This window comes from Roseateles sp. (genome assembly GCF_036404855.1).
In the GTDB taxonomy this organism is placed as follows: domain Bacteria; phylum Pseudomonadota; class Gammaproteobacteria; order Burkholderiales; family Burkholderiaceae_C; genus Pelomonas.
In genome coordinates this window covers 1-25,974 of the sequence record NZ_DASWYS010000271.1, presented here as the reverse complement: position 1 = coordinate 25,974, position 25,974 = coordinate 1, and the positions used below count along the sequence as shown (strand labels likewise).

Here is a 25,974-nt window from a genome sequence, read left to right as displayed (position 1 = left end):
CCCCGATCGGGACAAGGGGGCGAATGCTAGCCAGCCCCACCCGGGCCGGCCTCATGGATTGCCCGGAGCCGGCGCCGGGCGGCAGCTCAAATTCCCAGCCAGGCCGAGGGCGACCACATGCTGGGACGGTCGCCGCTGCTGTACCGCTCCAGTGCATCGCCCGTCAGCCGGCAGATGCGCCACTCCGGCATGACCGTCGCGCCGAGCTTCTCGTAGAAGCGGATGGCATCCTCGTTCCAGTTCAGCACCGTCCAGTCGAAGCGGCCGTAGCCACGTTCGCAGGCCAGCTGGGCCAGATGCACCAGCAGGGAGCGCCCCAGGCCGCTGCGGCGGTGGGCCGGACGCACGTACAGGTCTTCCAGGTACAGCCCCGGCTTGGCCAGGAAGGTCGAGAAATTGGTGTAGTACAGCGCGAAGGCGACGACTTCGCCGTCGACCTCGCCAAGCATGCACTCCGCGACCGGGGCGTCACCGAACAGGTGCGGGGCCAGCTTGTCAGGCGTCACCTCGAGCAGATGGGTCAGGTGCTCGAACTCGGCCAGTTCGCCGATGAGCTGGACGATGGCGGGCAGATCGCGCGGCTCGGCGGCGCGCAGGGTGGGACGTGAGGGCATGGCCGCCATTGTCGACGGACTGCGGTGTCCTACAGTGCGTATATGCCCGATGTCTACACCCCGCGCCGCACCCATCGCAGCGAGTTCCTGGCCCTGCGCGGCCTGCGTCACCACGTCCTGCGCTGGGGTCAGCCCTTGCCTGGCCGTCCGCCGCTGGTCATGGTGCACGGCTGGATGGACGTCGGCGCCTCCTTTCAGTTCGTCGTCGACGCGCTGGGAGAAGAGCGTGAGGTCATTGCGCTGGACTGGCGCGGCTTCGGCCTCAGCGAGACGACGGGCGCCGACTGCTACTGGTTCCCCGACTACCTTGGCGACCTGGATGCCCTGCTGGACCTGCTGAGTCCCGCGGCACCGGTGGATCTGCTGGGCCACAGCATGGGCGGCAACGTCGTGATGAGCTATGCCGGCGTGCGCCCGCAGCGGGTGCGACGCCTCGTCAATCTCGAGGGCTTCGGCATGCCCGATACCGCAGCCGCCGCGGCTCCGGAGCGCCTGGCCCGGTGGCTGGACGAGTTGAAGGACCCGCCTTCGCTGCGACCCTACGCGACGCTGGCCGAGGTGGCCCAGCGGCTGATGAAGAACAACCCCCGCCTGCCCGCGGCCAAGGCGGCGTGGCTGGCCGGGCATTGGGCGCGGGAAACACCCGAAGGCTTCCAGCTCAACGCCGACCCGGCCCACAAACTGGCCAACCCCATGCTCTATCGCAAGGCCGAGGTGCTGGCCTGCTGGCAGCGCATCGCCGCGCCAACGCTCTGGGTCGAGGGCAGCGACGACCAACTGACGCTCTTTTGGGGCACGCGCTACCCGCGCGAGGACTTCGAAGCCCGGCTGGCCCTGGTGCCGACGCTGGAGCGCGCCGTGCTGCAAGACGCAGGACACATGCTGCACCACGACCAGCCGGAAGCACTGGCGGCCCTGCTGGAACCCTTCCTGGCCGACGCATGAGGCGCCCGCTCCTAGCGCTCCTGCTGGCGCTGGCCTCGGCAGGCGCGCAGGCCGGCTGCGCCCGCGAACTCAGCGTGGGAATCTCCGAGTTGGGATTCGGCGCCTATTTGCAGGATGGCCAGTGGCGCGGACTGGTCCCCGATCTGCTCGCTGAGCTGGCGCGTCGCAGCGGCTGCCACCTCACGCTCGCGCCCCGACCCCGGGCCCGCGTGCTGCTGGAGTTCGAGCGGGGCCAGCTCGACCTCATCACGTCGGCCATGCAGGCCGAGGAGCGCGACCGCGTCGGGCAATTCGTGCCCTATGCCTACACCACGATGGACCTCATCTTCATCGGCGACGCGCCGCCGCGCTCGCTGAAGGCGCTACGCCTGCAGCCCGAGCTCAAGCTGGGCCTCGTGCACGGTGTGAGGCTGGGCCGGCTCAAGGACGGCGTGGACGGCCTGCTCGCGACGCGCCAGGTCGAGTACTCGCCGAACTACGACAACCTCGCGGCCAAGTTGGCAGCCGGGCGGCTGCAAGCGGCCATCATCCCGAGCGTCATCCACCCCAAGCTCCGCCGCGACGGCCTGCTGCCGCCGAAGGCCGTGACCGTGGATCTGCCGGAGAACTCGCCGGAGGCCATCGGCCTCTACCTGCACCGCGCCAACATCCCCGAACCGGACCGGCGGCTGTTGCAACGCCACCTGGAGGCGATGCGCCGCGAAGGCTGGGTGCAGGCCAGCTATGTCCGCTACGTGGGCGAGGCCGAGACACGGCGGCTGTTCAGGAGGGAGGCTCGCTAAACTCCCGCTCCAGCCGGTTCATGCGCCAGGCGTAGATGATGACGATGGCGCAGAACCCCAGCAGCGCGCCCTGCGAGGCCAGCCAGAAGGCCAGCGGCCAGCCGAAGACCTCGACGCTGAGCTCGCGCGCGAAGAACACCGGCGCGAAGCCGACCACGGCCCAGGCCAGCAGCAACCAGGCGGTAAGGCGACGGCTGCGGCGCCAGTAGTCGACGGGGACAGGATCTGCCATGGCGGCATTCTGGCCCATGAGAAAATCCGCGTTTTCCCAAGAAGCCCGTCATGGACATCGAACACATCAACCAAATCGGCAACACCATTGCCGACCTCTCAGCGCGCACCGACGCGCTAAGGGGGTATCTTTGACTTCGATCGCAAGGCACTGCGCCTGAACGAAGTCAACGCGTCGCTCGAGAACCCCAACGTCTGGAACGACCCCAAGCGCGCCCAGGAGCTCGGCAAGGAGAAGCGCACGCTGGAAGCCGTGGTCGACACGATCACGATGCTGACCGGCTCGCTGGCCGACAACGCCGAGCTCTTCGAGATGAGCCGCGAAGAAGGCGACGAGGCCGGCATGCGGGCCATCGAGGAAGACGCCAGCAAGCTGCGCGAGAAGATCGAGGAGCTCGAGTTCCGCCGGATGTTCAACAACCCGGCCGACCCGAGCAACTGCTTCATCGACATTCAGGCCGGCGCAGGCGGCACCGAGGCCTGCGACTGGGCCGGCATGCTGCTGCGCCAGTACCTCAAGTACTGCGAACGCAAGGGCTTCAAGGCCACGCTGGAAGACGAGACCCCCGGCGACGTGGCTGGCATCAAGAGCGCCACCATCAAGGTTGAAGGCGAGTACGCCTTCGGCCTGCTGCGCACCGAGACCGGCGTGCACCGCCTGGTGCGCAAGAGCCCGTTCGACTCGTCCGGTGGCCGCCACACCTCGTTCGCGTCGCTGTTCGTCTATCCGGAAGTCGACGACTCCATCGAGATCGACATCAACCCGGCCGACGTCCGCACCGACACCTTCCGCGCCAGCGGCGCCGGCGGCCAGCACATCAACAAGACCGACTCGGCCGTGCGCCTAACGCACATCCCGACCGGCATCGTGGTGCAATGCCAGGACGGTCGCAGCCAGCACAGCAACCGTGACGTCGCCTGGCGCCGCCTGCGCTCGCGGCTGTATGACCATGAGATGAAGAAGCGCATGGAAGAGCAGCAGAAGCTGGAGGACACCAAGACCGATGTCGGCTGGGGCCATCAGATTCGCTCCTATGTGCTGGACCAGAGCCGCATCAAGGACCTGCGCACCAACTACGAGACCTCGGCCACGCAGAAAGTGCTGGACGGCGATCTCGACCCGTTCATCACCGAGTCCCTCAAGCAAGGCGTCTGACGCCCCCGGGCCGCTGCGGCGGCCCTTTCTTTTTGCTCACCCCAAGGAAGCCCCTCATGCGTGAAGGCACTGCCCCCCTGATCCAACGCCTGGACTATCAGCAGCCGGCGTTCTGGATCCGCAAGGTCGACCTGAGCTTCGACCTCGATCCGGCCAAGACGCTCGTCACCAGCAAGATGAAGGTCGAGCGCAACGGTGCCGTGCCGCACGGTCCGCTGCGTCTGCACGGCGAGGAACTGAACCTGCTGCGCGTGCTCATCGACGGCAACAGCGTCTCCTTCCGCCAGGAAGGTCACGAACTCATCATCGACAACGCCCCGGACGCCGACTTCGCGCTGGAGATCCGCAACACCACCTGTCCCGACAAGAACACGGCCCTGTCGGGCTTGTACACGTCGGGTGGCAGTTTCTTCACGCAGTGCGAGGCCGAGGGCTTCCGCCGCATCACCTACTTCCTGGATCGCCCGGACGTGATGGCCGTTTACACGGTCACGCTGCGCGCCGACCAGGCCAAGTACCCCATCCTGCTGGCCAACGGCAACCTGGTGGACAGCGGCACGCTGGAGAACGGCCGCCACTTCGCCGTCTGGAGCGACCCCTTCCCCAAGCCCAGCTACCTGTTCGCCGTGGTGGCGGGCGACCTGGTCGCGCGCGAGCAGCGCGTGCGCACCCGCGCCGGGAAGGACCATCTGCTGCAGGTCTACGTGCGCCGTGGTGACCTGGAGAAGACCGAGCACGCGATGAACAGTCTCATCGCCTCCATCGTCTGGGACGAGGCCCGCTTCGGACTGCCCCTGGACCTGGAGCGTTTCATGGTGGTCGGCGTGTCCGACTTCAACATGGGAGCGATGGAGAACAAGGGCCTGAACATCTTCAACACCAGCGCCCTGCTCGCTTCGCCCGCGACGGCAACGGACGTGGACTTCGCCCGCATCGAGTCCATCGTCGCGCATGAGTACTTCCACAACTGGACCGGCAACCGCGTGACCTGCCGCGACTGGTTCCAGCTGTCGCTGAAGGAAGGCCTCACCGTCTTCCGCGACCAGGAGTTCAGCATGGACATGGCCGGCACGCCGTCGGCACGCGCCGTCTGCCGCATCCAGGACGTGCGCCAGTTGCGCGCCATGCAGTTCCCCGAGGACAGCGGCGCCATGGCCCACCCGGTGCGCCCGGACAGCTATAGCGAGATCAACAATTTCTACACCGCCACCGTCTACGAGAAGGGCTCGGAGGTGGTGCGCATGTACCAGACGCTGGTCGGCCGCAAGGGCTTCGAAGCCGGCATGAAGCTGTATTTCGAACGTCACGACGGCCAGGCCGTGACCTGCGACGACTTCGCGCAAGCCATCGCCGATGCGAACCCGGGCTCGCAGTTGACGACGCGCCTGGATGCCTTCAAACGCTGGTACTCGCAGGCCGGCACGCCCCGCGTGACCGCCCGCGGTGAGCACGACGCCTCCGCCCGCACCTTCACGCTGCGCTTCACGCAGCAGACACCCGCCACGCCCGGCCAGACCGACAAACAGCCCCAGGTCATTCCTGTCGTCATGGGCCTGCTGGACCGCCACGGCGTCGCGCTGCCGCTGAACGCCAACGGCGACACCGAACAGGTGCTGGTGCTGGACCAGGTCGAGCAGACCTTCGTCTTCGAGAACATCGACAGCGAACCCGTGCCCTCGCTGCTGCGCGGCTTCTCGGCCCCGGTGGTGCTGGACGACGGCCTCTCGGACGCCGGCCTGCTGGTGCTGATGCGCCATGACAGCGACCCGTTCAACCGCTGGGAAGCCAGCCAGCGCCTCGCGCTGAACCGCATCCTGCACGCGCTGCGCGCCGGCCAGCCGCTGCAGCTCAGCCCCGCCTTTATTGACGCGATGCGCGGCGTGCTGACGCACCCGGACCTGGACCCCGCCTTCAAGGAGCTGGCGCTGACGCTGCCCGGCGAGAGTTACATCGCCGAGCAGCTGGACGTGGTGGACCCGCAGGCCATCCACGCCGCCGTGATGGCCGCGCAGGCCCAGCTCGCCAGCGCGCTGCGCGACGACTGGGCTGCGGCCTTCGAGGCGCACCAGGTCCAGGGCGGCTACACGCCCGACCCGGTCTCCGCCGGCAAGCGTGCGCTGGCCAACCTGGCGCTGTCCATGCTCGTGCTGGATGCCCAGTCCAGCGGTGACACCGTGTGGCCGGGCAAGGCTTTCCAGCGCTTCAAGGACGCGTCCAACATGACTGACCGCATGGGCGCGCTGGCCGCGCTCGTGAACGCCAATGCCGGACTGGCTGCGCCGGCGCTGGAGCGCTTCCACGCACTCTTCAAGGACGACCCGCTGGTCATCGACAAGTGGTTCTCGCTGCAGGCCCGCGCGCCCGAGGCCGAGGGCCGTGTGTTTGCCCGCGTGAAGGCGCTCACCAAGCATGCCGACTTCACGCTGAAGAACCCCAACCGCGCGCGCAGCCTGCTGGCCTCGCTGTGCATGTTCAACCCGGCCGCCTTCCACCGCGCCGACGCGGCCGGCTACGTGTTCTGGGCCGACCAGGTGCTGGCCATCGACGCCAGCAACCCGCAGCTCGCCAGTCGCATCGCCCGCGCGATGGACCGTTGGGCCCAGCTGGCAGAGCCCTACCGCTCGGCCGCCCGCGAAGCCGTGGCCCGCGTCGCTGCCAAGCCCGACTTGTCGCCCGATGTGCGCGAGATCGTCGAACGTGCCCTCGCCTCGGGAGGCTGAAGGATGGCCCGACAGACCAGCCTGACCCAGTACCTCGTCGAGCAGCAGCGCGAGCACGGCCACATCCCGCAGGAGCTGCGCCTGCTGATCGAGGTCGTCGCACGCGCCTGCAAGCGCATCGCTATCGCCGTCAACAAGGGCGCACTCGGCGACGTGCTCGGCACCGCCGGCAGCGAGAACGTGCAGGGCGAGGTCCAGAAGAAGCTCGACATCATCGCCAACGAGGTGCTGATCGAGGCCAACGAATGGGGCGGCCACCTCGCCGCGATGGCCAGCGAGGAGATGGACGGCATCTACGTCGTCCCGAACCGCTACCCCCAGGGCGAGTACCTTTTGCTGTTCGATCCGCTGGACGGCTCCTCCAACATCGACGTGAACGTGTCCATCGGCACCATCTTCAGCGTGCTGCGCAAGGTGGGCCACTCGCGCGGCGTGTCGGAGGACGACTTCCTGCAGCCCGGCAAGCAGCAGGCGGCGGCCGGCTACTGCGTCTACGGCCCGCAGAGCATGCTGGTGCTGACGGTGGGTGACGGCGTCGCCGTCTTCACGCTGGATCGCGAGACCGGATCCTGGGTGTTGACGCAGGACCAGGTACGGATTCCCGAGGACACCAAGGAATTCGCGATCAACATGTCCAACATGCGGCACTGGGCGCCGCCTGTGAAGCGCTACATCGACGAATGCCTGGCCGGCTCCACGGGTCCCCGCGGCAAGGAATTCAACATGCGCTGGGTCGCCAGCATGGTGGCCGATGTGCACCGCATCCTGACGCGCGGCGGCGTCTTCATGTACCCCTGGGACCAGCGCGAGCCCGACAAGCCCGGCAAGCTGCGCCTGATGTATGAGGCCAACCCGATGGCCTTCATCGTCGAGCAGGCCGGTGGCGCGGCCACCAATGGCTCCGATCGGATCATGGACCTCAAGCCCTCCAAGCTGCATGAGCGCGTGGCCGTCGCGCTGGGTTCCAAGAACGAGGTTGAGCGCATCACGGCCTACCACCTGGAAAGCGCTCAAAAATAGTGGCTATAATGGCGGGCTTGACGTGTTCAGCGTCAGAGCCGGCATAGCTCAGTTGGTAGAGCAGCGCATTCGTAATGCGAAGGTCGGGGGTTCGACTCCTCTTGCCGGCACCAGAATTAATAAACTAAATCAAGGGCTTGGCTTCGGTCAAGCCCTTTGTTTTTGAGCCCCTGCGGGCACATGTGCCCATAGGGCTCAAGACATAAAGAGGTCGGAATCCTCTCCCCTCGATCAAGCATTTCAAAGACATAGCGCACCTCCCTGCGCATACCTCGCTCGGATGGGGCCTCGCGAAGGAAACGCTGGCTGGTCACTCAGACCCCAAGCGGTGCCGCTTTCGGGTCTGGACGGCGTCCGCCCCGCTACCGTTGATCCTTGTCCTGAGCTGAATTGAAGCGACAACTGTGCGTTTATCCAGTCGCATCGACCTCACCCCCGTGAGTGAATAGGCAATATCTGACAACGGATAAATTTTGGCCATTGCTAAACTCGCCACATGGTCAACAAGCTGCTATCCAGGCCAGCCGCAAAGAAGGCTGTCAAGGTCGCTCTGATGAAGAAGCGGTCTCTGGTGGCCATGAAGAAGGCATCAATGCGCTTGGCGCGCTCCTCTTTCGTCAGCGGTGCTGGCAAGCAAGAGGAATTTGGACTCATTCCACGCGGCGTGAGCATCCAGGTGGTGTCCTGGCCTGAGCTGTGAGCTGCTCGCGCTGAGATCTTGCGCCTAAGCGCACTAGTCAATCGGAAGGGTGTAGATCCCTTCACATTTGAAGACCTTCTGTTCGTCGGCAGCAAGGTGGCATCGCTGACCGCCCAGGCAGCGTAGTCCTTTTCACATTTGAAGACCTTCTGTTCGTCGGCAGCAAGGTCAGCCTAGATCCATCTCGCCTCATTCTGGTTGGCGGCCAAGCGCTTGAAACCTGGGGCGTGGTGTTTGATGTGCTCGCGCCGACAGGTGATCGGCACCCGTTAACTGAAGACACCGACCGGCCCGGCAGCAAGCGAGACGCACAGTGGCTTTGCGAGTTGCTGGGCAAAGACAGCACGGATCTACAGCTCGCCCCCGCCGACGAGATCGGCCCCCTCCTCCGCGCTGGCCTATCTCAAAAAACCCGACGGGCGGATCTTCCAATAGCGCGACTTCCCACCCCGAATGACAGCTGGTATCCCATCGCCTGCACCCCGAGGTGACGCCAAACTGGGGCTCCCCGCCCTGGGACTTCGTGGTTATGGCGAACTCGCCCCGGGTCTGTCATGGATCTGCGATGCATCGGCCCGGCTGAGACGTGCATTGGGGCCATGAGTTAGCGCGTGCCGTCCTTGAGATAGCGCTCGACCGCGTCGGCGTGGTCACCCACCAGCAGGACGGCCTCGCGCAGCCGCTCGACGGACACGCTGAACCTGGCCGCCCAATCGCGCAGCTCATCGTCATCACTGAGCTTGATACGACTGCCGCCGTGCCCACCCGGACTGGATTTGTCGTCTGCCATGTCGCGTCTCCAACGTGTGCCCGGCGACCACCGTAGGCCCACTGCGCAGCGACGGGTGTCGGACAACCACCTGATGGCCGGCGCCCCCGCGCCTACGCGGCGCCCGACTCTTTTCTGCAAGACTCCGGCACCATGACGACCTCCGCTGCAACGGCGCGAAAGCGCTCCCCCAAACCGCCTGCGGAAGACGACGGCAACGTGCTGCAGCGCCTGGGCCCCGGGCTCATCACCGGCGCGGCTGACGACGACCCCAGTGGCATCGCCACCTACAGCCAGGCCGGCGCCCAGTTCCGCTTCGGCCTGGTGTGGACGCTGCTGGTGACCACACCGCTGATGATCGCCGTGCAGATGGTGTCCGCTCGCATCGGCTACGTCACGGGCCGGGGACTCGCGGCCAACATGATGCGCGTCTGTCCGCGCTGGCTGTCGACCGCCGTCGTGCTGATGCTGGTCGTCGCCAACACGATCAACATCGCAGCCGACGTGTCCGCGATGGCCGAAGCCACTCGGCTGCTCGTGCACGGACCGCAATGGCTCTACGTCATCGCCTTCGGCGGCCTGTCCGCCATCGCCCAGGTCTATGTGTCCTACGAGCGCACCGTGCGCATCCTCAAGTACCTCACCCTGACGCTATTCGCCTACGTCGCGGTCGTGCTGGTCGTCCAGGTGCCGTGGGCGCGGGCGCTGTCGGAAGCCGCGGCACCGTGGCGCCATCTGGAGCGCACAGCGTTCAAGGACTACGCCGCCATGGTGGTCGCCGTGCTGGGCACCACCATCTCGCCCTATCTCTTCTTCTGGCAGGCCACCCAGGAGGTCGAAGACCAGAAACGCCGGCCGCTGCCCCAGGCTCAACGCCACAGCCCGCAACGCATCAAGACCCACCTCCGGCACATCCGACAGGACACTTTCATCGGCATGCTGCTGTCCAATGTCATCGCGTTGTGCATCGTGCTGTCGGCGGCGGTGGCGCTGAACCTGAACGGCCACGTCGATGTGAAATCGTCGGCGGACGCCGCGGCAGCGCTGCAGCCGATCGCAGGCGACTTCGCTTTCGCTGTCTTCAGCCTGGGCATCATCGGCACGGGGCTGCTGGCCATCCCCGTGCTGGCCGGCTCGGCGGCCTTCGCGGTCAGCGAGATCTTCGGCTGGAGGGCCGGCCTGTCCCGGCGTTTCCAGGACGCACGCGGCTTCTACTCCATCATCCTGGCCGCGACACTGCTCGGCTCCGGGCTCAGCCTGTTCGAGGTGGATGCGATGTCCGCGCTGGTGTGGAGCGCCGTCATCAACGGCGTCATCGCCGTACCCATCATGGCCGTGATGCTTGTCATCGGACGGTCGAGAGCACTGATGGGGCGGTTCGTCGTGCCGCTGCCGGTCGAGGTGGTCGGCTGGCTCGCCACGGGGCTGATGGGCATCGCGGCACTGGTGATGCTGTTCACGATGGCCTGAACACCCAGCTACTTGTGGCTGCGCGCCCGCTTCGCAGGCGCCGCCTCGGCCTCCGTGCCCGTCCGTCGCGCCGGCACCTTGCGCGCCGGCAGCGGCGTCACCTTGGCCGTCTGCTTGCCGGCCTTGGTTCGCCCGGTGGGCTTGCCCCCCAGGCTGGCGCGCAGCGCCGCCATCAGGTCGATGACCTGGCCGCCGCCCGCCGGCCCGTGCTCGGCGCGTGAGGACGCGATGATCTTGCGGCCCTTGATCTTCTCGTCGATGGCCGCCAGTACGCGCTCCTTTTCCTCGTCATGGAACTGCGCGGGGTCGAAGCTGTCCGCGGCGATCTGCTCCACCAACTGCAGCGCCAGCTGCAGCTCGGGTTGGGACACGGCGGCCTTCGGAATGTCGAGGTCGGACAGTCGCCTCACCTCTGTGGCATAGCGCAGCTGCTGCAGGATCAGGCCGTCTTCGTTGGCACGCACCTGCGCCACGTACTGCCTGGCCTTCCACGGCCACTTGGCCAGCGCGCAGCGGCCCGACTGGCGCAGCGCCTCGGCCAGCAGTGCATAGGGCTTCTCGCCACGCTTGTCGGGAGCCAGCAGATAGCTCTTGTCGTAATAGAGCGGGTCGATGGAATCCAGCGGCACGAAGCTGACGATCTGGATGACGTGGCTGCTGCCCTCTTCCAGCGCCTTGAGCTCCTGGGGCGTGAACAGCACGAACTGGTTGTCCTCCACCTCATAGCCCTTCACCATGTCGCTGCGTTCGACGACGGCCTGGGTGCGCTCATTGACGTACTGTTGCTTGAGGCGCGAGCCGTCCTTGGCCAGCAAGTTGAAGCGGATGTCCGCCCCCACCTCGGTCGCCGAGAACAGCCGTACCGGCACGTTGACGAGGCCGAAGCTCAACGTCAGGGAAGCGATGGAGCGGGAGGAGGTGGCCATGGGATCTCCTGTCGTCTGCACGACGCTAGCTGCACGGAGCGCGCCCGTGAGGTGAACGGTGCCGCGTCACCCTGTAGGACGCCAACGGCAGGTTGGGCTGGGCATGCCCGTTACCCCAGCGCCCATCCCTCCACGATGGGCCGCTCTCGCTCTCATCTCCTTGAGGCGGACCTACGCTTCGAGCGCTGGCGCTCGCGGGCACTCGCGGGCTCTCGCCTAGCCCTGCTCGGACAGGAAGATCTCGACGCGGCGGTTGGCCGCGCGGCCGGCCTCGGTGTCGTTGCTGGCCACGGGCTCGTGCGAGCCGCGGCCGGTGACGCTCACCCGCGACGTGGACACGCCGCGCGAAGCCAGGTAGTCGCGCACGGCGATGGCCCGTTCGCGCGACAGCGGGTCGTTGATCGCGTCGCTGCCGGTGCTGTCGGTGTGGCCAACGATGCTCACACGCACGGTCGGGTCCAGGTTGCGCCCCACCTCGTCGAGCACCGGACGCATCTGCGGCTTGATATCGGCGCGCCCGGTGTCGAAGGAGACATCACTCGGCACGTTGAGCTTGAGACGGTTGTCATCGGTGCGCGCGACCTCCACGCCCGTGCCCTGGCTGGCCTGGGCAAGCGCCTTGCGCTTGTCCTCCATGTGCTTGGACCACAGGTTGCCGGCCACCGCGCCGATGGCGCCGCCGATGACGGCGCCACGGCCGGCATTGCCGCCCGTCACGGAACCGAGGACGGCACCAGCCACGGCGCCGGCACCGGCCCCCTTGGCCGTGCCCTGCTCACGCTCGCTCATGGACGAGCAGCCGGTGACCAGCATGGCCGCACCGACGAACGCCGCCGTGACGGCATGGCGCCGGGCGGCAAAGGATGGAATCGTGAAACGCATGGCAAACCTCTTTGCGGGAAATTCTTGTCAGGCGACAGTGGGGTCCGACAGGGGCTCAGACCTTGCGGTTGCCGGCGTGGGCATCCTTGAGGGCTTCACGGGCATTGCCTACGGCCTTCTGAACCTTGCCTTCGACCTGCGTCGCGGCGCCCTTCACCTGCTGTTCCGTGCTGCCGATGGCCTCGCCCAGCTTGCGCTGCGCCTTGCCGGCCACGTCTTTCATGGTGCCCTTGATCTGATCGCTGTTCATGGCTGTGCTCCTTTGCCTTGAGCCCATCAGGGGGATTCCTGAGGAGCTGGCGCCAGCCTAAGGGCCAGCCCTGCGGCGCCTCGCCAGCCTCGGCCGGGTCGGGCGGTGGGCCTAGTCCTACGCGGCCCCCTCGCAGGGCCGGCCCGTTCGGCAGCCGCTCTTCCTACGGGGGTGGATGGTCTCGTCTGCTGCCGGGCACCGCCCGCTTCCGCCAAGCTTCATGCACCGTCCAGTTCAGGAGAACACCATGGGCAAGTACCTCCTCGCATGGCTGCTCGGCGTTCCGGGCATCGTGCTGCTGTTGGTCTACATCTTCTTCCATTGACGCCGTCCTCGGGCTGCCGGCGCGGCTCTGCCGCGCCGGCGCTCGGCACCCAGCTTGCCAGCAGGACTGTCAGCCGCAGGAGAAAGCATCATGCCCTGGGTCAAGCACAGACTGTCTGCCAACGTGAGTCTCGCCCCACGTCTGCCGGGCAGGAGTCTGCCGGTTCGCGGGATCTGGCCAGCGGCGGCGGTGGGCGCAGTGGTGGCGCTGTGCGGGTGCGGTGAACGGACACGTCTGCCAACCAACGCCGATGTCGGTCCGCGGCCCGTGCTCGTCGAGCCTGTCCGCACGCTCGTGCCCACCGCCAATGTCGCCACCGCCCGGCCCTGGCAGCCGGGCCAGGCGCCCACTGCCGCCGCGGGCCTGCAGCTGCTGCCTTTCGCGACCGGCCTGGACCATCCGCGCTGGCTTCACGTGCTGCCCAACGGTGACGTGCTGGTGGCGGAAACCAACGCGCCACCTCGCCCCGACGAAGGCGGCGGCCTGAAGGGCTGGATCATGGGCAAGCTGATGTCACGCGCCGGCTCGGCCGGCGTCAGCGCCAACCGCATCACGCTGCTTCGCGATGCCGACGGCGATGGACGCGTTGAACGCCGCGAGGTCTTCTTGCAAGGGCTCAATTCGCCCTTCGGGATGGCCCTGGTGGGCGGCCACTTCTACGTCGCCAACACGGACGCCGTCTGGGAGTACCCCTATGCCACCGGCCAGACCAGCCTGGACTCCGGCAGCGGCCGCAAGCTCGCCGACCTGCCCGCTGGCCCGCGCAACCATCACTGGACCAAGAGCCTCATCGCCAGCCCCGACGGGAGCAAGCTCTACACCACCGTGGGCTCCAACAGCAACGTGGGCGAGAACGGCATGGCGGCCGAGGAAGGCCGCGCGGCCATCTGGGAGATTGACCGCGCCACGGGCGCCCAGCGTCTCTTTGCCACCGGCCTGCGCAATCCCAACGGCATGGCCTGGATGGCTGCGCCCGGTGGTGCACCGCTGCTGTGGACGGTGGCCAATGAACGCGACGAGCTCGGCAGCGACCTCGTGCCCGACTACCTGACCTCGGTGCGCGACGGCGCCTTCTACGGCTGGCCGTACAGCTGGTACGGACAGCATGTCGATGCACGGCCTCAGCCGCCTCGGCCGGATCTCATCGCGCGGGCCGTCGTGCCGGACTACGCGCTGGGCGCCCACGTGGCCGCCCTCGGCCTGGCGGCAGCCGGCAGCAGCCCGCTCCTCGCCCTGCTGCCCGGCGGCGCGGCCGACGGTGTTTTCGTGGGCATGCACGGTTCCTGGAACCGCAAGCCCTTCTCGGGCTACAAGGTCGTCTACATCCCCTTCGCCGGCGGCAAGCCGCAGGGCCTGCCGGTCGACGTGCTGACCGGCTTTCTCGGCCCCGCGGGCGAGGCCCGCGGTCGACCGGTGGGTGTGGCCATCGATGGCCGCGGTGCGCTGCTGGTGGCCGATGACGTCGGCAACACCGTCTGGCGCGTGGCGCCGGCCCCGCCGCCCCCACGCTGACGGCGTCCCCAGCGGCGCCCGGTCAGGCCACGCGCCGGCGGCGGTCCACCGCCTCGATCTTCAGCATCTGACGGTACTTCGTGACGGTGCGCCGCGCGACGACCAGGCCCTGCTGGGCGAGCTGGCGCGTGATCTCGGCGTCAGACAGCGGCGTGTCTGGGCGCTCGGCCTCGATGATGTCCTTGATGAGGCCGCGGATCGCCGTGCCCGAACAGGCGCTGCCATTGGCACTGATCATGGCGCGGCTGAAGAAGTACTTCAGCTCCAGCACGCCCACCGGCGTGGCGATGTATTTGTTGTTGGTCACGCGCGAGACGGTGCTCTCGTGGATGCCCACCTCCTCGGCGATCTCCTTGAGGCCCAGCGGCTTCATGGCCATCGCCCCATAGTCCAGGAAACTGTGCTGGCGACGCACGATGGCCTCGGCAACGTCGAGGATGGTGGAGAAACGCTGTTCGACGTTGCGCAGCGTCCAGCGCGCCTCCTGCAGGTGCACGCCCAGCTCGGAGTTCGCCGCCGTGCGGTGGCGTTGGAAGAGGTTGGCATAGACCTGATTCAGGCGAACCTTGGGCACGATAGCCGGGTTGAGGTGCACCTTCCATTCGCCGCGCACCTTCTTCACGACGACGTCGGGCACGACATAGGCCACCTGCGAGGCGCCGAAGCGCCAGCCGGGCCGAGGGTCCAGGCGGCGAATGCGGTCGCAGACGGCTTCCACCCGGAGCGGCGACTCGCCCAACTGGCGCGCCAACACACCGATGTCACGCGCCGCCAGCGCAGGCAGGTGCTCTCCGATGATCGCCTGGGCCAGCGCGCGCATGTCCGGGCAGTCGATGGCGGACAGCTGAAGCAGCAGACATTCGCCGACGCTGCGCGCCGCCACGCCGGCGGGGTCCAGCGACTGCACGCGCTTCAGCGCGATCAGCATCTCCTCAGGATCGACTGCGGGCTGCAGATCTGCGACGTCCATCAGCTCGTCCAGCGGTGTGCGCAGATAGCCGTCATCGTCCAGCGACTCGACGATGGTGCGGGCCAGCGCGAGGTCGCGCTCGGAGAGCGGCAACACGTTCAGCTGTCCGTGCAGATGCGTGGTCAGCGAAGTCTCGACGGCCATCAGGTCGAGGGCACTGAGCTCACCCTCGTCGCTGTGGCGCTGGCCGGCGCTGTCTGCGGACCAGAGGTCGCGGTCACCGCCATCATCAGGCGTGGGCGCATCGGCCGCGGGGCTCGCCGCCGCGTCCGGCGCATCCATCGATCCGGATGCCCCGGCCTCAGTCCCCTCGCCAAGGGGGGCCGGGGGCGCGACGCTCTCCTCGCCGTCCTCGGCTTCGAGGAATGGGTTGCGGCCCAGCGTGTCGCGCAGCATCGCCGCGAAGTCCAGCGAGGACATCTGCAGCAGACGCACCGCATGCTGCAACCGGGGAGACAGGGTCTGGGCTTGCCGGTGTTCGGCACGGAGGTCCATGGAAGGCACGTGGTTTCCTCTTGCGGTCGAGGGCATGTCGCGTCACTGCAGCGCGACGCATCCCCTGTCCCACGACGCAACGTCCATGCCGGCCCGCGGGTTTCCGTCGCATCCGGTCACAAGATCGTTTCCGCCTTGCCCGCCAAGGGTTTGCCGGGGCTTTTCCGCATCGTGGCGAATCACCCGGCGCCCACCGATGCAGGATTTACCGATTGGACCTGCGGCGGCTCGCCCGTTGCGGTAAAGCATGCCGGCCTGCTCCCCCCGGAACCCGGCCCCATCGGTCGGCGGGCACGACGCTTGCCCCACGCCGGCGCGAGATCCCTCGCGCAAGGAGCATGCATGAAGAAGATCCTCGTCGCCTCGACCGTCGTGCTGGCCACGCTCGCCACCCTGGGTGCGGGCGGCTGCGCCGTCACCAGCGGCCAGAGCACCGTGGGCCAGTACGTCGACGACGCCACCATTGCCACCCGCGTCAAGGCGCGTTTCGCCGAGGACAGCCAGGTCAGCGCCATGCGCATCCAGGTCGAGGCACTGAAAGGCACCGTGCAGCTGGCCGGCTTCGCCGTCTCACAGGCCGAGAAGGACCGCGCCGGGCAGATCGCGCGCGCGACACCGGACGTGAAGGAGGTGCGCAACAACATCATCGTCAAGCCGGCGGAGAATTGACGCCCAGGGCACGCCGTTTGCCTCCCGCGCCACCACCACAAGAGACCTTCCGCGGACCGGGGCCGGGCCGCGGTCTGTTGGCTGATAGGGTTGCTATGGTTGCGTCTATGCGATCGGTCCCGGCGTTTCTGCGGGGCCTGGCACGCCCTGAACTTGCCATGCCGGTCACCATCCGTTCTCGCCTGTTGTTGCTCGTGCTGTCCGTGCTGCTGCCCTGCATGCTGGGAGTGGGTTGGCTGATCGCCAGCACCTACGAGGCCGAGCGCGACGCACACGAACGCACGCTGCGCGACACCTCGCGAGCGCTGTCGATGCTGGTGGACGGCGAACTCTCACGTCGCGCGGCCATCGCCCATGTGCTGGCCCAATCGCCCGCGCTGGACGGACCCGAACTGCTGGACGAGGAGCGGCGCCTGGGCTTCGAGCGGCTGGCGCGGCGCGCCATGCAAGGCCTGGATGGCTGGGTGGAACTGCGCGCGCCGGGCCGGCTGCTGCTCAGCACCCGCCTGCCGGAAGGCGTGGTTGGCGAGACGTCCGGCCCCTCCGAGCTCCGCGCCACCGCCGTCATGCTGCCGCTCATGCCCATCGTCGAGGCGCCCAACGGCCAGCCGCAGGATCTGTACGCCGCCTGGGTGGAGCCGGTGACGCGCGAAGGCCGACTCGTCTACAACCTCGTCGTCGCGGTGCGGCCATCAGAGCTTCAACGTGTCGTGCAGGCGCAGACGGCGTACCCGGGCGCCATCGGCACGGTCATGGACAGCAACGGCCGCCTCGTCGCCCGACTGCCGGGCGGTGCCGCCTTCACCGGCCGAAAGGGCAGCGCCCACCTGCTGCAGCGCATGGCAGCGGCACGCGAAGGCGCCTTCCAGTCGGTCTCGCTCGACGGCGTGCCAACGGCGGGTTACTTCAGCACCTCGCCGCTGGGCTGGAGCTACGTGAGCGCGATGCCACGCGAGGAGTTCGCCGGCCGCATGCCGCAGGCCGTGCAGCGCGTCGTCATCGGCGCGCTGGTGCTGCTGGCTCTGGCCATGGCTGGCGCCGTCTGGGTGGCGCGTCGCATCGAGCGGCCCATATGGGCGCTCAAGAACCTCGCCCAGGACTTGCAGGCCGGCCGCCCGGTGCAGGCTGCACCGACCGGCATGGTGGAAGCCGACGGGGTGGCCCGTGCACTGGCCGAGGCGGGCCGCAGCATGAGCAGCGCACGCGCCGAGCTGGAACAGAGCGTGGCCGAGGCCGTGGAACGCACGCGCCACATGGAGCAGCGCGGCGCACAGAGCCAGCGCGTCGTGGCGCTAGGCCGGCTCACCGGCGGCGTGGCGCACGAGTTCAACAACCTGCTGGGCGTCATCAGCAACAGCATGCACCTGATGCAGCGCCACCCGAGCGCCGCCGAATTGCAGGGACCGTTGAACGCCACGCAGCGCTCGGTCGACAAGGGCAGCCAGCTCACCCAGCATCTGCTGCGTTTCGCCGGCCGACGCCCGGTGCGCGTGCAGACGCTGTCCCTCGCCCGCTACCTGCCGGAGGTGCAGGAGCTGATGCGCAGCGTGCTGGGCCGACGCATCGAGATCAAGGTGCAGGTGTCGCCCCAGGTCTGGCCGGTGCGCGTGGACGCCAACGAACTGGACTTGGCCCTCGTCAACCTGGCCCTGAACGCACACGACGCCATGCCCGCCGGCGGCGAGCTGAGGCTGAGAGCCTGCAACGCCGAGCCCGTCGACACCGAAGGACTGCCGCCTGGCGACTACGTGCTGCTGACCGTGGGCGATGACGGCATGGGGCTGGACCCCAGCCTCGTCGAACACGCCTTCGAGCCCTTCTTCACGACCAAGGGGGTCGGCCAGGGCAGCGGCCTGGGCCTGAGCCAGGTGCACGGCTTCGCCACCCAGGCCGGCGGCACGGCACGGTTGGCCAGCACGCCAGGCGTGGGCACCACCGTCTCCCTGTTGCTGCCGGTGGCCAGCGACGACGCGGATGCCACCCCACCGGCCCTCGCCGCGCCGGCATCGCCGAGCATCGCGGATGCGACGGTGCTGCTCATCGAGGACGACGAGGGCCTGGGTGACGTGACGGCCGCGTTGCTGACGGCGCATGGCGCCAAGGTGCTGCGCGCAGCCGACGCGAACGCCGGCTTGCGTCTGCTGGATGAGGGTGCTCAGGCCGACGTCGTGCTGAGCGACGTGGTCATGCCCGGCCCCATGGACGGCGTGGCGCTGGCGCGGCTTCTGCGCCAGCAGCGCCCAGGCCTGCCCGTCGTGCTGATCAGCGGCTTCAGCAGCAACCCGGCTGCCGCCGACGAGTTCGTGCACCTGCGCAAGCCCTGCGCGCCAGCCGAGCTGCTGAGTGCGCTGCAGGCAGCCGTCGCCGCGACCCAGCGTCCCGCCAGCGCGGCGCCCTGACGTCACCAGCGGGCACGCCGGCTGCCCCTTCTTCGGCTGGACGCCCACGCTGCCGCGGCGGTGCGCCTTCATCTGACCCGCGAAAGGACAAGCCATGAGCAACGACGACATCATCGACACGCTGAATGACCTCATCGAGACCTGCAAGGACGGGGAGTACGGCTTCCGCGCTTCTGCGGAATACGTCGGCAGCCCCACCACGCGACAGTCTTTCGAGCGCCGCGCCGAGGAATGCCTCCAGGCCGCCGGCGAGCTGCAGGCCATCGTCGTCCGGCTGGGCGGCAAGGCCGAGGACAGCGGCACCGCGAGCGGTGCCATGCACCGCGGCTGGGTGGCCGTGAAGGGCACGCTGGCCGGCTACACCGACAAGGCCATCCTCGAGGAAACGGAACGTGGCGAAGACAGCGCAATGACGGCGTATCGCAAGGCGCTCTCCGAACCCCTGCCGCCCGATGTGCGCATGGTAGTGGAGCGCCAGTTCGAGGGCGTGAAGCGCAACCACCTGGAAGTGCGCACGCTGCGCGACCAGGCGCGCGCCGCGGCCCTTTAGGCTTCAGCTGCGACCGGGCCGGTGTCCGGCTCGGTCCGGGCCGCCCGGCATGTCTTCCTCCGGCACCGGCCCGCTTGGCGCCGCCGCAGGGGCACGTCGGCGGCGACCTGGCTTGACGCCGTCGGTGGGCTCCGCGGCCGACGCGTCGTCGGCCTCATCGTCTTCATCGTCGTCTTCCTCGTCCATCGGCGCCGTGTCGACCGCCTCCAGCAGCGCCTCGACATCCTCGGCGTCGCCCAGCGTGAAGACTCGGTCGACGCCGATATCGGCACCGTCGCGCACGCCCGTCTGGCCTTCACTGGCTGGCAGGGACTCGCCCAGCGGCAGCGGCACGGCCTGATCGTCCCGCAGGGCCACGTCGACCGGCAGGCCGGGATCGGCCATGTCCTCATCACCCTCCAGGCCCATCGTGTCGCTGCCGCTGTCGGAGCTGTCGCCGGGGCCCAGGCGTGCCTTGTCACGGCCGGCGGACTCGGCCGCCGCGGAATCGATACCCAACAGGCTGCTGCGTGCCATGGAGTTCTCCTGGGGAGCGCGGGACGGCCCCGCGCTCCAGATGCGGCAAGGCATGTGCCGCGGCTGCCAGCAGATGTGAGAACGGCAACGGCGGGTGCTCAGCCGCCCACTGCCTTCTTCAGCGCCGCCGCTTCGGCCTCCTTGCCCGAGGGTGTCTGTGCATCCAGGCCGCGGTCGGGTGACTCGGCCACCTGAGCCACATTGCCGGGGCGCTCGATGAGTTCCTCGATGATGAAGTGACCGTAGCGCTGGGCGCGCTCGGCGCCGCAGTCGCGCGCCGTGGCGGCCACCTCGGCGGCCTGCTTGTCGCTGGCCGCCGAGACCACCAGCCAGTGGTAGCCCCGCTCGGCCAGGACGCGGTGGGCCAGCACCAGGTTCATCTCCTGGCCCACGGCGGCGATTGGGCTGGCACGGGCGATGTCCTCGTCGATCTGCCTGAGCATCTCGCGGTCGCTGTAGTGCCGCACGGCATCGGCGGCCAAACCGAGGCCGGCGAGCGCCTGCGCGGCCCGATCGGCCTGGGCGGCCTCGGGGAATGAGATGACGACGTGGCCCACGGGCTTGAACACGCCGAAACTGCGCGGCGCGGCGGTGATGGCATCGGGCATGGCGGAACTCCGGGCATGGCAATGCCCGCAGTCCAGCAAGTGACGTTCCCGGGGGCCTGGCATGTCGATTGCCAACGCCAGGGGCCTCAAGCTTCGGAGCCATCATGTCCGTCCCAGCCCGCCGAACCGTTCTCTATGTGGAGGACCACCCGGTCAACGCGCTGCTGATGGCCGCCATCCTTGAACGACGCCCGGAGCTGGACCTGCATATCGCGGCAACCGGCGACGAGGCGCTGCGCCTGGCTGCCAGCCTTCAGCCGGTGCTGCTGCTGCTGGACCTGGGCTTGCCGGACTGCCATGGCAGCCGCTTGCTCGGCCTGCTGCGCGCCCTGCCCGGCTGCGAGACGGTCCCGGCGGTCGCCGTGACGGCGGACGCCTACTTCGCCATCGAGGACTGGGGCTTCCTCGAACTCTGGCCCAAACCGCTTCAGGTGGATGACGTGCTGGCGCGGCTGGATGCGCTGGTCGGCACGGCGCCATCGCCGCCACCGAGGCTGCCAGACGAGCCGTTCATGCAGACGCCGGACCTCGCGCCGCTGGCGCCTCACTGCCGCTGAGCCCTCCCTGGCCTGGGGGCGCGCCAGCATGCACGATGCGGTGTACCAGGTGCAGCTTGCGCACCGCCGGCACCGACAGCACGAAGGGGTAGAAGTCCGCCACGCCCATGCTGCGCGACAGCTCGTTGAGCACACCGGTCAGTTCCATCCAGCTGTGGAGGAGCTGCGTGAAGCCGGCGTCCATCGGCAGCGCGTCGTCGAAGCGCTCGTAGCTCAGCTCGACGCGCTCGCCATCGAGGCCGAAGCTGCGGGCCGTGTCCAGTGTGTCCACGAGGTGCAGGTAGTGGGCCCAGGTCTCGGCCCAGTCCTCCCAGGGGTGGGCGCTGGCATACGCGCTGACGAATCGCTGCCCCCAGTCCGGTGGCGCGCCCTCGGCGTAATGGCGCTGCAGCGCGGCCCCGTAGTCGTCCCGCTCGTCGCCGAACAGCGCGCGCCAGGGCGCCAGCCAGGCGCCGGGCTCAACAAGGCGCTGCCAGTAGTAGTGACCGCTCTCATGGCGCAGATGGCCCAGCAGCGTGCGGTAGGGCTCGCCCAGCTCGCTGCGGCGCTGCTCCCGGCGCGCGTCGTCGGCCTCGGACACATCCAGCGTGATGGAGCCATCGGCATGGCCGGTGACCACGGGGGGACCGCCAGGCGTGGGCAGCAGGAGGTCGAACGCCAGGCCTTGGCGGGGGTCCTCCGCCTTGGAGAGGACCGGCAGCCCGAGGCCGATCAGCGAGGACACGAGCCGGCGCTTGGCCTGCTCGATGCGGCACCACCACGGGCCGGCCTCAGGCCGGGACATGTCGGGCACGGTGCGCGTCAGCCGGCAGCAACGGCACAGCGTTTGGCCGCGCGCGATCTCGGCGGCATCCAGTAGCCAGTTGCAGGCCGCCGCCGAGTCGAGGTTGGCGCAGCGCATATACCGCGGTGCACGCCGCGCCGGCACGCCGGCCTCGCGCCAGTTGCCGCCGCGGACCGGCTCCAACGCCAACAGCGCGCCGCGCGCGGCGTCATAACCCAGTGGGCGGTGGCAGGCCAGGCATTCGCTGTTGCGGAAGAACACCGGTCGCCCACAGGCGCAGCTGAAGGCGCGCGGCGTCAATGGCGCGGGCAGCGGCCGCGGCGCGCGGGTGGGTGTCATCGAATCTCCACCGCGCCGCGGCGCGCGCGCAGCAGCCCCATCAGCTGGCATTCGGCCTCAGTCAGTCCGGCCCGGGCGCGCGGCGCCACGGCCCAGCGCCGGCCGAGCAAGGCGGCGCGTGCCTGCGCGTCTTCCAGCGCCTCGCCCAGCCCCAGCACGCGCGGATGGATGTAAGCCTTGCGGCAAACCGCGGCGGTGTTGCCAAGGCGCTGCGCCACGCCTTGCAGCACTTGCGGCAGCCGGCAGGGTTCGGCGTCATCAGCGCAGGCCTGGAGCATCAGTTGCAGCGCCAGCACGCTGCCATGCCAGGTGCGGAAGTCCTTGGCCGTCACACGCAGGCCGGCCGCCTCGGCCAGCCAGGCGTTGACGTCGGCAGAGTCCACCGCGTGGCTGCCCCCGTTCGCGTCCCGGTAGCGGAACAACTCCTGGCCCGGCAGCTCGCGACAGCGGCGCACGATGCGGGCGACGCGTCGGTCCGTGACGCGCGCCGATTGCCGGATACCGCTCTTGCCGACAAAGGACAGTTCGATGGCATCCCCCTTCACACCGACATGCCAGCTGCGCAACGTGGACAGGCCGTAGGAGCCGTTCTCACGCGTGTAGGCGCTGCTTCCGATGCGCAGCCAGGTCGTGTCCAGCAGACGCACCAGCGTGGCCAGCACGCGCTCCCGCGTGGGTCCGCCGCGCCCGGCCAGCGCGCGCATCACGCGCCGGCGCAGGCGCGGCAGCACGGCGCCGAAGCGCAGCAGGCCGTCGAACTTGGTCTGGCCGCGCCCCGCCACCCAGTCGGCGTGATAGCGGTACTGCTTGCGCCCGCGCGCGTCGCGGCCCGTGGCCTGCAGATGGCCATCGGCGTGCGGGCTGATCCAGACATCCACCCAGGCCGGCGGTATGGCGAGATTTCGGATGCGCTCAAGCGCCGCCGCATCGCGCAGCCGCCGGCCCTGTTCATCGCGGTAGGCAAAACCGGTCCGGGTCGGTTCCCGGCGGATGCCGGGGGCGCTGTCGTCGGCCCAGCGAAGGCCGGCCTGGCGGGCTTGGGCGTGCGGAGTCGAAGGCGTCGGCATGCCCTCCCCGTAGCAGGGGCCGTGCCGGCACGCGGGTACGCCACTTGCCGACTGACGAGGATGGACGCGAGCCCCTTCCGACTTGAGCCCCAGCCCCGTGACAGCCGCGCTGCGCCGGCACCGCACCTGCTGGACGTGTCGATGTTCTGGGGACCCACCGGTGGCGTGCGGCGCGTGCTGACGGCCAAGCACGAGCGGCTGCGCGCGCTGGGCTGGCGGCACACCATCATTGCCCCGGGTGCACAGGGCCCCGGCACGGTGGATTGCGGTGGCCTGTGGCTGCCCCGCAGCGGCGGTTACCGGCTCGTGCCAGGGCGGGGCCGCGCCCTGCGCCAGATGGCGTTCGTGGCCCCCGACCTCATCGAGTCGGCCGACCCCTACACGCTGGGCTGGGCCTCGCTGGCAGCGGCCGAACAGCTGCGCGTGCCGGCGGTGGCCTTCTGCCACAGCGACCTGCCCGCACTGGCGGCCCGACTTGCGGGCGGCCCCGACGCCATGGCAACCCGGGTAGGCCGCACCGCCGAACGCTGGGCGCGACGCTATCTCGCGAGCTTCTACGGCCATTTCGACGTCGTCATGGCACCCAGCAGCGGCCTGGCGCGACGCCTACAGGCCTGGGGCGTGCCTCGCGTGACGGTGCAACCGCTGGGTGTGGACTGCGCGGTGTTCACGCCTTGCGCTCGCGACACCGAGTGGCGCGCCGGGCTTTGCCAGGCCTATGGCCTGGCGCCGTCGACCCGCCTGCTCATCTATACCGGCCGGTTCGCGACGGAGAAAAACCTGCAGCTGCTCGCTGACGCCGTGGCCATGCTGGGCCGCGGTCATGTGCTGGTCGCCGTCGGCACCGGCCCGGCCCCGCCGGTGGGCGAGCAGGTGCTGGTGCTGCCACCCCAGCAAGACGGTCGCCAGCTCGCGCGCATGGTGGCCAGCTGCGATGCCTACGTCCATGCCGGCGACCAGGAAACATTTGGCCTCGGCGCACTCGAAGCCATGGCCTGCGGCACGCCGGTGGTCGTGGCCGGCTCGGCCGGGCTGGCCGAGCTGGTCGCAGGCGCCGGCCTGCTGGTGGAGCGCCCCCGCGCCGGCTCCTGGGCCGAGGCCCTGGAGGCCAGCCTGGGCAGCCCGCACGTTGCACAGCGCCGCGCGGCACTCGCGCGTGCCCAGGCCCACGACTGGCCACATGTGATGGCCCAGCTGACGCAGCGCTACGCCGCGCTGATCGGCCGCCAGGCCTCGCCGCTGCTCCCGCTCCTGGCCCCCCGGCAGCCACCGGCCGTCGCACGGGCACTGCCTCCCTGGGTCGGTCAACTGGCCGGCCCGCGCTAGGCCGACGCGTAGCGCGCCTCGGTGTCGCGGCAGGCGGCCTGCCACGGGATCAGCAGAGCTTCGGTACCCCGCTCGATGTCGGCCCAGCGCAGGGCGGTCACGTCGGCCTGCGACAGCAGCTCGTCGAGGCTGGCGAACTGCAGCTGGGCCAGGCCTTCCAACACCGCCATGACGGCCCGTTGCCGGGCATCGTCGGCACGCTCGCCCGCCACCGTCAGGTCGCGCAGTGCTCCCACGCCCTCGATGGCTCGGCCCAGCGCCGGCCAGGGCTCGGCCCGGGACGCACCCAACGCCAGATGCAGCAGCTCTTCCTGCAGCTGACACAGTAGCGCCACCCCCGAACGCAGCCGCTGCAGCGCCAGCCCGGGACGGTAACGATCGACGTGGCGGCAACTGTCGAACTGGTCGTTGAGCGCACGCTGGAAGTCAGCCAGTAGCGTGAGCAGCGGCAGCCGCGCCATCAGGGCCTGCGCCGTCTGCGGGAATTGCATGAGGTCAGCAGATGCCATGGCGCACACCATCCTTCGTCGAGGGTCGAGACGGGCGGCGGGGCAATCGGCACGCCCGGGGAGACGGGTGTACCAGCCCGCCCTAGTCGGGGGTATCCAAGTCCGGCGGCGGCGGAGCTTCGGCGGCGTATTCCTTGAGGCGGTTGTAAAGGGTCTTCAGGCTGATGCCCAGCACCGCGGCCGTGCGCTCCTTGTGGTGGTTGAAATGACGCAGCGTGGCCAACATCAAAGCACGCTCGGCCTGGGCCACGCTGGAGCCGATGGGCAGCGTGATGGACGGCACGCCCGCATCGACGAGCATCTCGGGCACTCGCGGCGGCGACGGCGCGGGCGCCGGCACCTCCGGTGCGACGCCGAGGCTGCCCCAAACCGACGTGACGCCGGCCTCGTGCGCCGTGGGCAACCAGGTGTCTTCGACCGTCTCACCCTGCGCCATCACATAGGCGCGCTGCACGACGTTTCGCAGCTCGCGCACGTTGCCTGGCCAGGGGTAGCTCAACAGCGTCGCCAGCGCCTCGGGCGTGAAGCGGCGCACGATGCCCTCCTGCTCGCTGATGGCGGCCAGAAAGTGGTTGGCCAGCAGCGGGATGTCGGCCACGCGGTCGCGCAGCGGCGGCAGCGTGATGGGGAAGATGTTGAGGCGGTACAGCAGGTCTTCGCGCAGCTTGCCCGAGGACACCGCCTGGTACGGCAGGCGATTGGTGGCCGCCACGATGCGCACGTCCGTCTCCAGCGCCGTAGTGCTGCCCACCCGCATGAAGCGTCCCGTCTCCAGCACGCGCAGCAGCTTGACCTGCAGCTCCAGCGGCATCTCGGTGATCTCGTCCAGGAACAGCGTGCCGCCGCTGGCGCGCTCGAAGAAGCCCTGGTGCTGGCGCTCGGC

Annotated in this window: 26 protein-coding genes and 1 tRNA gene; 14 read left to right on the top strand and 13 right to left on the bottom strand. The window is 68.9% G+C overall.

Translation table 11 applies throughout. From position 1 onward, the window contains the following. Window positions 1-86 precede the first annotated feature (86 nt). Complete coding sequence (locus VGF12_RS17950) at window positions 87-614, bottom strand: GNAT family N-acetyltransferase (RefSeq protein WP_414710135.1); 528 nt, start codon at window positions 612-614, stop codon at window positions 87-89. A gap of 42 nt (window positions 615-656) precedes the next feature. On the opposite strand from VGF12_RS17950, the gene VGF12_RS17945 reads away from it, so the two are divergent. Together VGF12_RS17945 and VGF12_RS17940 are read left to right on the top strand one after the other, a co-directional pair. Continuing rightward, window positions 657-1,559, top strand: a complete 903-nt coding sequence (locus VGF12_RS17945; RefSeq protein ID WP_331177408.1) for an alpha/beta hydrolase — start codon at window positions 657-659, stop codon at window positions 1,557-1,559. Beyond that, window positions 1,556-2,341 (top strand): substrate-binding periplasmic protein, encoded by a 786-nt coding sequence (locus VGF12_RS17940; protein WP_331177407.1) that lies wholly within the window; start codon window positions 1,556-1,558, stop codon window positions 2,339-2,341. Before VGF12_RS17945 ends, VGF12_RS17940 begins: the two co-directional genes overlap by 4 nt. On the opposite strand, the gene VGF12_RS17935 is transcribed toward VGF12_RS17940, so the two are convergent. After that, on the bottom strand, window positions 2,322-2,573 hold the full coding sequence (locus tag VGF12_RS17935; protein WP_331177406.1) for a DUF4212 domain-containing protein: 252 nt from the start codon (window positions 2,571-2,573) through the stop codon (window positions 2,322-2,324). The two genes, VGF12_RS17940 and VGF12_RS17935, sit on opposite strands and share 20 nt — an antisense overlap. A 50-nt stretch (window positions 2,574-2,623) precedes the next feature. Between VGF12_RS17935 and prfB the strand changes: the two genes are divergently transcribed. The 5 genes from prfB (at window position 2,624) to VGF12_RS17910 (ending at window position 8,168) form a co-directional block, all read left to right on the top strand. Further along, window positions 2,624-3,728, top strand: a protein-coding gene (gene prfB / locus VGF12_RS17930) for a peptide chain release factor 2 (protein ID WP_331177405.1) whose coding sequence is annotated in 2 segments (ribosomal slippage) — window positions 2,624-2,704 and window positions 2,706-3,728 — 1,104 coding nt in all. Because the reading frame shifts where the segments join, the coding sequence is not laid out codon by codon here. A gap of 56 nt (window positions 3,729-3,784) precedes the next feature. Beyond that, the gene (gene pepN / locus VGF12_RS17925; RefSeq protein ID WP_331177404.1) at window positions 3,785-6,448 is read left to right on the top strand and encodes an aminopeptidase N; all 2,664 of its coding nucleotides are present in this window, start codon (window positions 3,785-3,787) and stop codon (window positions 6,446-6,448) included. Between the two features lie 3 nt (window positions 6,449-6,451). After that, entirely contained in the window at window positions 6,452-7,468 is a 1,017-nt protein-coding gene (locus VGF12_RS17920) for a class 1 fructose-bisphosphatase (protein ID WP_331177403.1), read from the top strand. A gap of 37 nt (window positions 7,469-7,505) precedes the next feature. Next, window positions 7,506-7,581: transfer RNA gene (locus tag VGF12_RS17915), tRNA-Thr, on the top strand. Between the two features lie 383 nt (window positions 7,582-7,964). After that, window positions 7,965-8,168, top strand: coding sequence for a hypothetical protein (locus tag VGF12_RS17910; RefSeq protein ID WP_331177402.1), 204 nt, complete (start codon window positions 7,965-7,967; stop codon window positions 8,166-8,168). Between the two features lie 604 nt (window positions 8,169-8,772). Here the strand turns inward: VGF12_RS17910 and VGF12_RS17905 are convergent. After that, on the bottom strand, window positions 8,773-8,958 hold the full coding sequence (locus VGF12_RS17905; protein ID WP_331177401.1) for a DUF3606 domain-containing protein: 186 nt from the start codon (window positions 8,956-8,958) through the stop codon (window positions 8,773-8,775). Between the two features lie 132 nt (window positions 8,959-9,090). On the opposite strand from VGF12_RS17905, the gene VGF12_RS17900 reads away from it, so the two are divergent. Further along, window positions 9,091-10,407: a divalent metal cation transporter gene (locus VGF12_RS17900; RefSeq protein WP_331177400.1), complete on the top strand. Its 1,317-nt coding sequence runs from the start codon at window positions 9,091-9,093 to the stop codon at window positions 10,405-10,407. An 8-nt stretch (window positions 10,408-10,415) separates the two neighbouring features. On the opposite strand, the gene VGF12_RS17895 is transcribed toward VGF12_RS17900, so the two are convergent. From VGF12_RS17895 to VGF12_RS17885, 3 genes are all read right to left on the bottom strand, one after another. Beyond that, window positions 10,416-11,333 carry a Ku protein gene (locus VGF12_RS17895; protein WP_331177399.1) on the bottom strand — a complete coding sequence of 306 codons (918 nt, stop codon included), beginning with the start codon at window positions 11,331-11,333 and terminating at the stop codon, window positions 10,416-10,418. 216 nt (window positions 11,334-11,549) lie between these two features. Then, entirely contained in the window at window positions 11,550-12,215 is a 666-nt protein-coding gene (locus VGF12_RS17890; RefSeq protein ID WP_414710134.1) for an OmpA family protein, read from the bottom strand. Between the two features lie 55 nt (window positions 12,216-12,270). Then, window positions 12,271-12,465, bottom strand: a complete 195-nt coding sequence (locus tag VGF12_RS17885) for a CsbD family protein (RefSeq protein WP_331177398.1) — start codon at window positions 12,463-12,465, stop codon at window positions 12,271-12,273. Between the two features lie 619 nt (window positions 12,466-13,084). Between VGF12_RS17885 and VGF12_RS17880 the strand changes: the two genes are divergently transcribed. Beyond that, window positions 13,085-14,302: a PQQ-dependent sugar dehydrogenase gene (locus tag VGF12_RS17880; protein ID WP_414710132.1), complete on the top strand. Its 1,218-nt coding sequence runs from the start codon at window positions 13,085-13,087 to the stop codon at window positions 14,300-14,302. 22 nt (window positions 14,303-14,324) lie between these two features. Here VGF12_RS17880 and rpoN read toward each other — a convergent pair whose 3' ends face one another. Beyond that, a complete protein-coding gene (gene rpoN / locus VGF12_RS17875; RefSeq protein WP_414710131.1) occupies window positions 14,325-15,776 on the bottom strand; it encodes an RNA polymerase factor sigma-54 in 1,452 nt (483 codons plus the stop codon). Window positions 15,777-16,109: 333 nt separating this feature from the next. On the opposite strand from rpoN, the gene VGF12_RS17870 reads away from it, so the two are divergent. The 3 genes from VGF12_RS17870 (at window position 16,110) to VGF12_RS17860 (ending at window position 19,385) form a co-directional block, all read left to right on the top strand. After that, entirely contained in the window at window positions 16,110-16,436 is a 327-nt protein-coding gene (locus VGF12_RS17870) for a BON domain-containing protein (protein WP_331177397.1), read from the top strand. 158 nt (window positions 16,437-16,594) lie between these two features. Next, window positions 16,595-18,835: an ATP-binding protein gene (locus VGF12_RS17865; RefSeq protein WP_331177396.1), complete on the top strand. Its 2,241-nt coding sequence runs from the start codon at window positions 16,595-16,597 to the stop codon at window positions 18,833-18,835. A 94-nt stretch (window positions 18,836-18,929) separates the two neighbouring features. Further along, a complete protein-coding gene (locus tag VGF12_RS17860; RefSeq protein WP_331177395.1) occupies window positions 18,930-19,385 on the top strand; it encodes a PA2169 family four-helix-bundle protein in 456 nt (151 codons plus the stop codon). A gap of 3 nt (window positions 19,386-19,388) precedes the next feature. Here the strand turns inward: VGF12_RS17860 and VGF12_RS17855 are convergent, their stop codons facing one another. After that, window positions 19,389-19,901 carry a hypothetical protein gene (locus VGF12_RS17855; protein WP_331177394.1) on the bottom strand — a complete coding sequence of 171 codons (513 nt, stop codon included), beginning with the start codon at window positions 19,899-19,901 and terminating at the stop codon, window positions 19,389-19,391. Window positions 19,902-19,999: 98 nt separating this feature from the next. Next, window positions 20,000-20,509: a hypothetical protein gene (locus tag VGF12_RS17850; protein WP_331177393.1), complete on the bottom strand. Its 510-nt coding sequence runs from the start codon at window positions 20,507-20,509 to the stop codon at window positions 20,000-20,002. 104 nt (window positions 20,510-20,613) lie between these two features. Here VGF12_RS17850 and VGF12_RS17845 point away from each other — a divergent pair, with 104 nt between their 5' ends. Beyond that, on the top strand, window positions 20,614-21,066 hold the full coding sequence (locus VGF12_RS17845) for a response regulator (RefSeq protein ID WP_331177392.1): 453 nt from the start codon (window positions 20,614-20,616) through the stop codon (window positions 21,064-21,066). Here the strand turns inward: VGF12_RS17845 and VGF12_RS17840 are convergent. Together VGF12_RS17840 and VGF12_RS17835 are read right to left on the bottom strand one after the other, a co-directional pair. Beyond that, window positions 21,020-22,189 carry a zinc-binding metallopeptidase family protein gene (locus VGF12_RS17840; RefSeq protein ID WP_331177391.1) on the bottom strand — a complete coding sequence of 390 codons (1,170 nt, stop codon included), beginning with the start codon at window positions 22,187-22,189 and terminating at the stop codon, window positions 21,020-21,022. The two genes, VGF12_RS17845 and VGF12_RS17840, sit on opposite strands and share 47 nt — an antisense overlap. Continuing rightward, window positions 22,186-23,256 (bottom strand): DNA topoisomerase IB, encoded by a 1,071-nt coding sequence (locus VGF12_RS17835; RefSeq protein ID WP_331177390.1) that lies wholly within the window; start codon window positions 23,254-23,256, stop codon window positions 22,186-22,188. The genes VGF12_RS17840 and VGF12_RS17835 overlap by 4 nt, the downstream gene beginning before the upstream one ends. Before the next feature lie 60 nt (window positions 23,257-23,316). On the opposite strand from VGF12_RS17835, the gene VGF12_RS17830 reads away from it, so the two are divergent. Next, on the top strand, window positions 23,317-24,582 hold the full coding sequence (locus tag VGF12_RS17830; protein WP_331177389.1) for a glycosyltransferase: 1,266 nt from the start codon (window positions 23,317-23,319) through the stop codon (window positions 24,580-24,582). Here VGF12_RS17830 and VGF12_RS17825 read toward each other — a convergent pair. Both VGF12_RS17825 and VGF12_RS17820 read right to left on the bottom strand, forming a co-directional pair. After that, the gene (locus VGF12_RS17825) at window positions 24,579-25,073 is read right to left on the bottom strand and encodes a hypothetical protein (protein ID WP_331177388.1); all 495 of its coding nucleotides are present in this window, start codon (window positions 25,071-25,073) and stop codon (window positions 24,579-24,581) included. The two genes, VGF12_RS17830 and VGF12_RS17825, sit on opposite strands and share 4 nt — an antisense overlap. A gap of 100 nt (window positions 25,074-25,173) precedes the next feature. Further along, a partial coding sequence (locus VGF12_RS17820; protein ID WP_331177387.1) for a sigma 54-interacting transcriptional regulator occupies window positions 25,174-25,974 on the bottom strand: 801 nt, incomplete at its 5' end.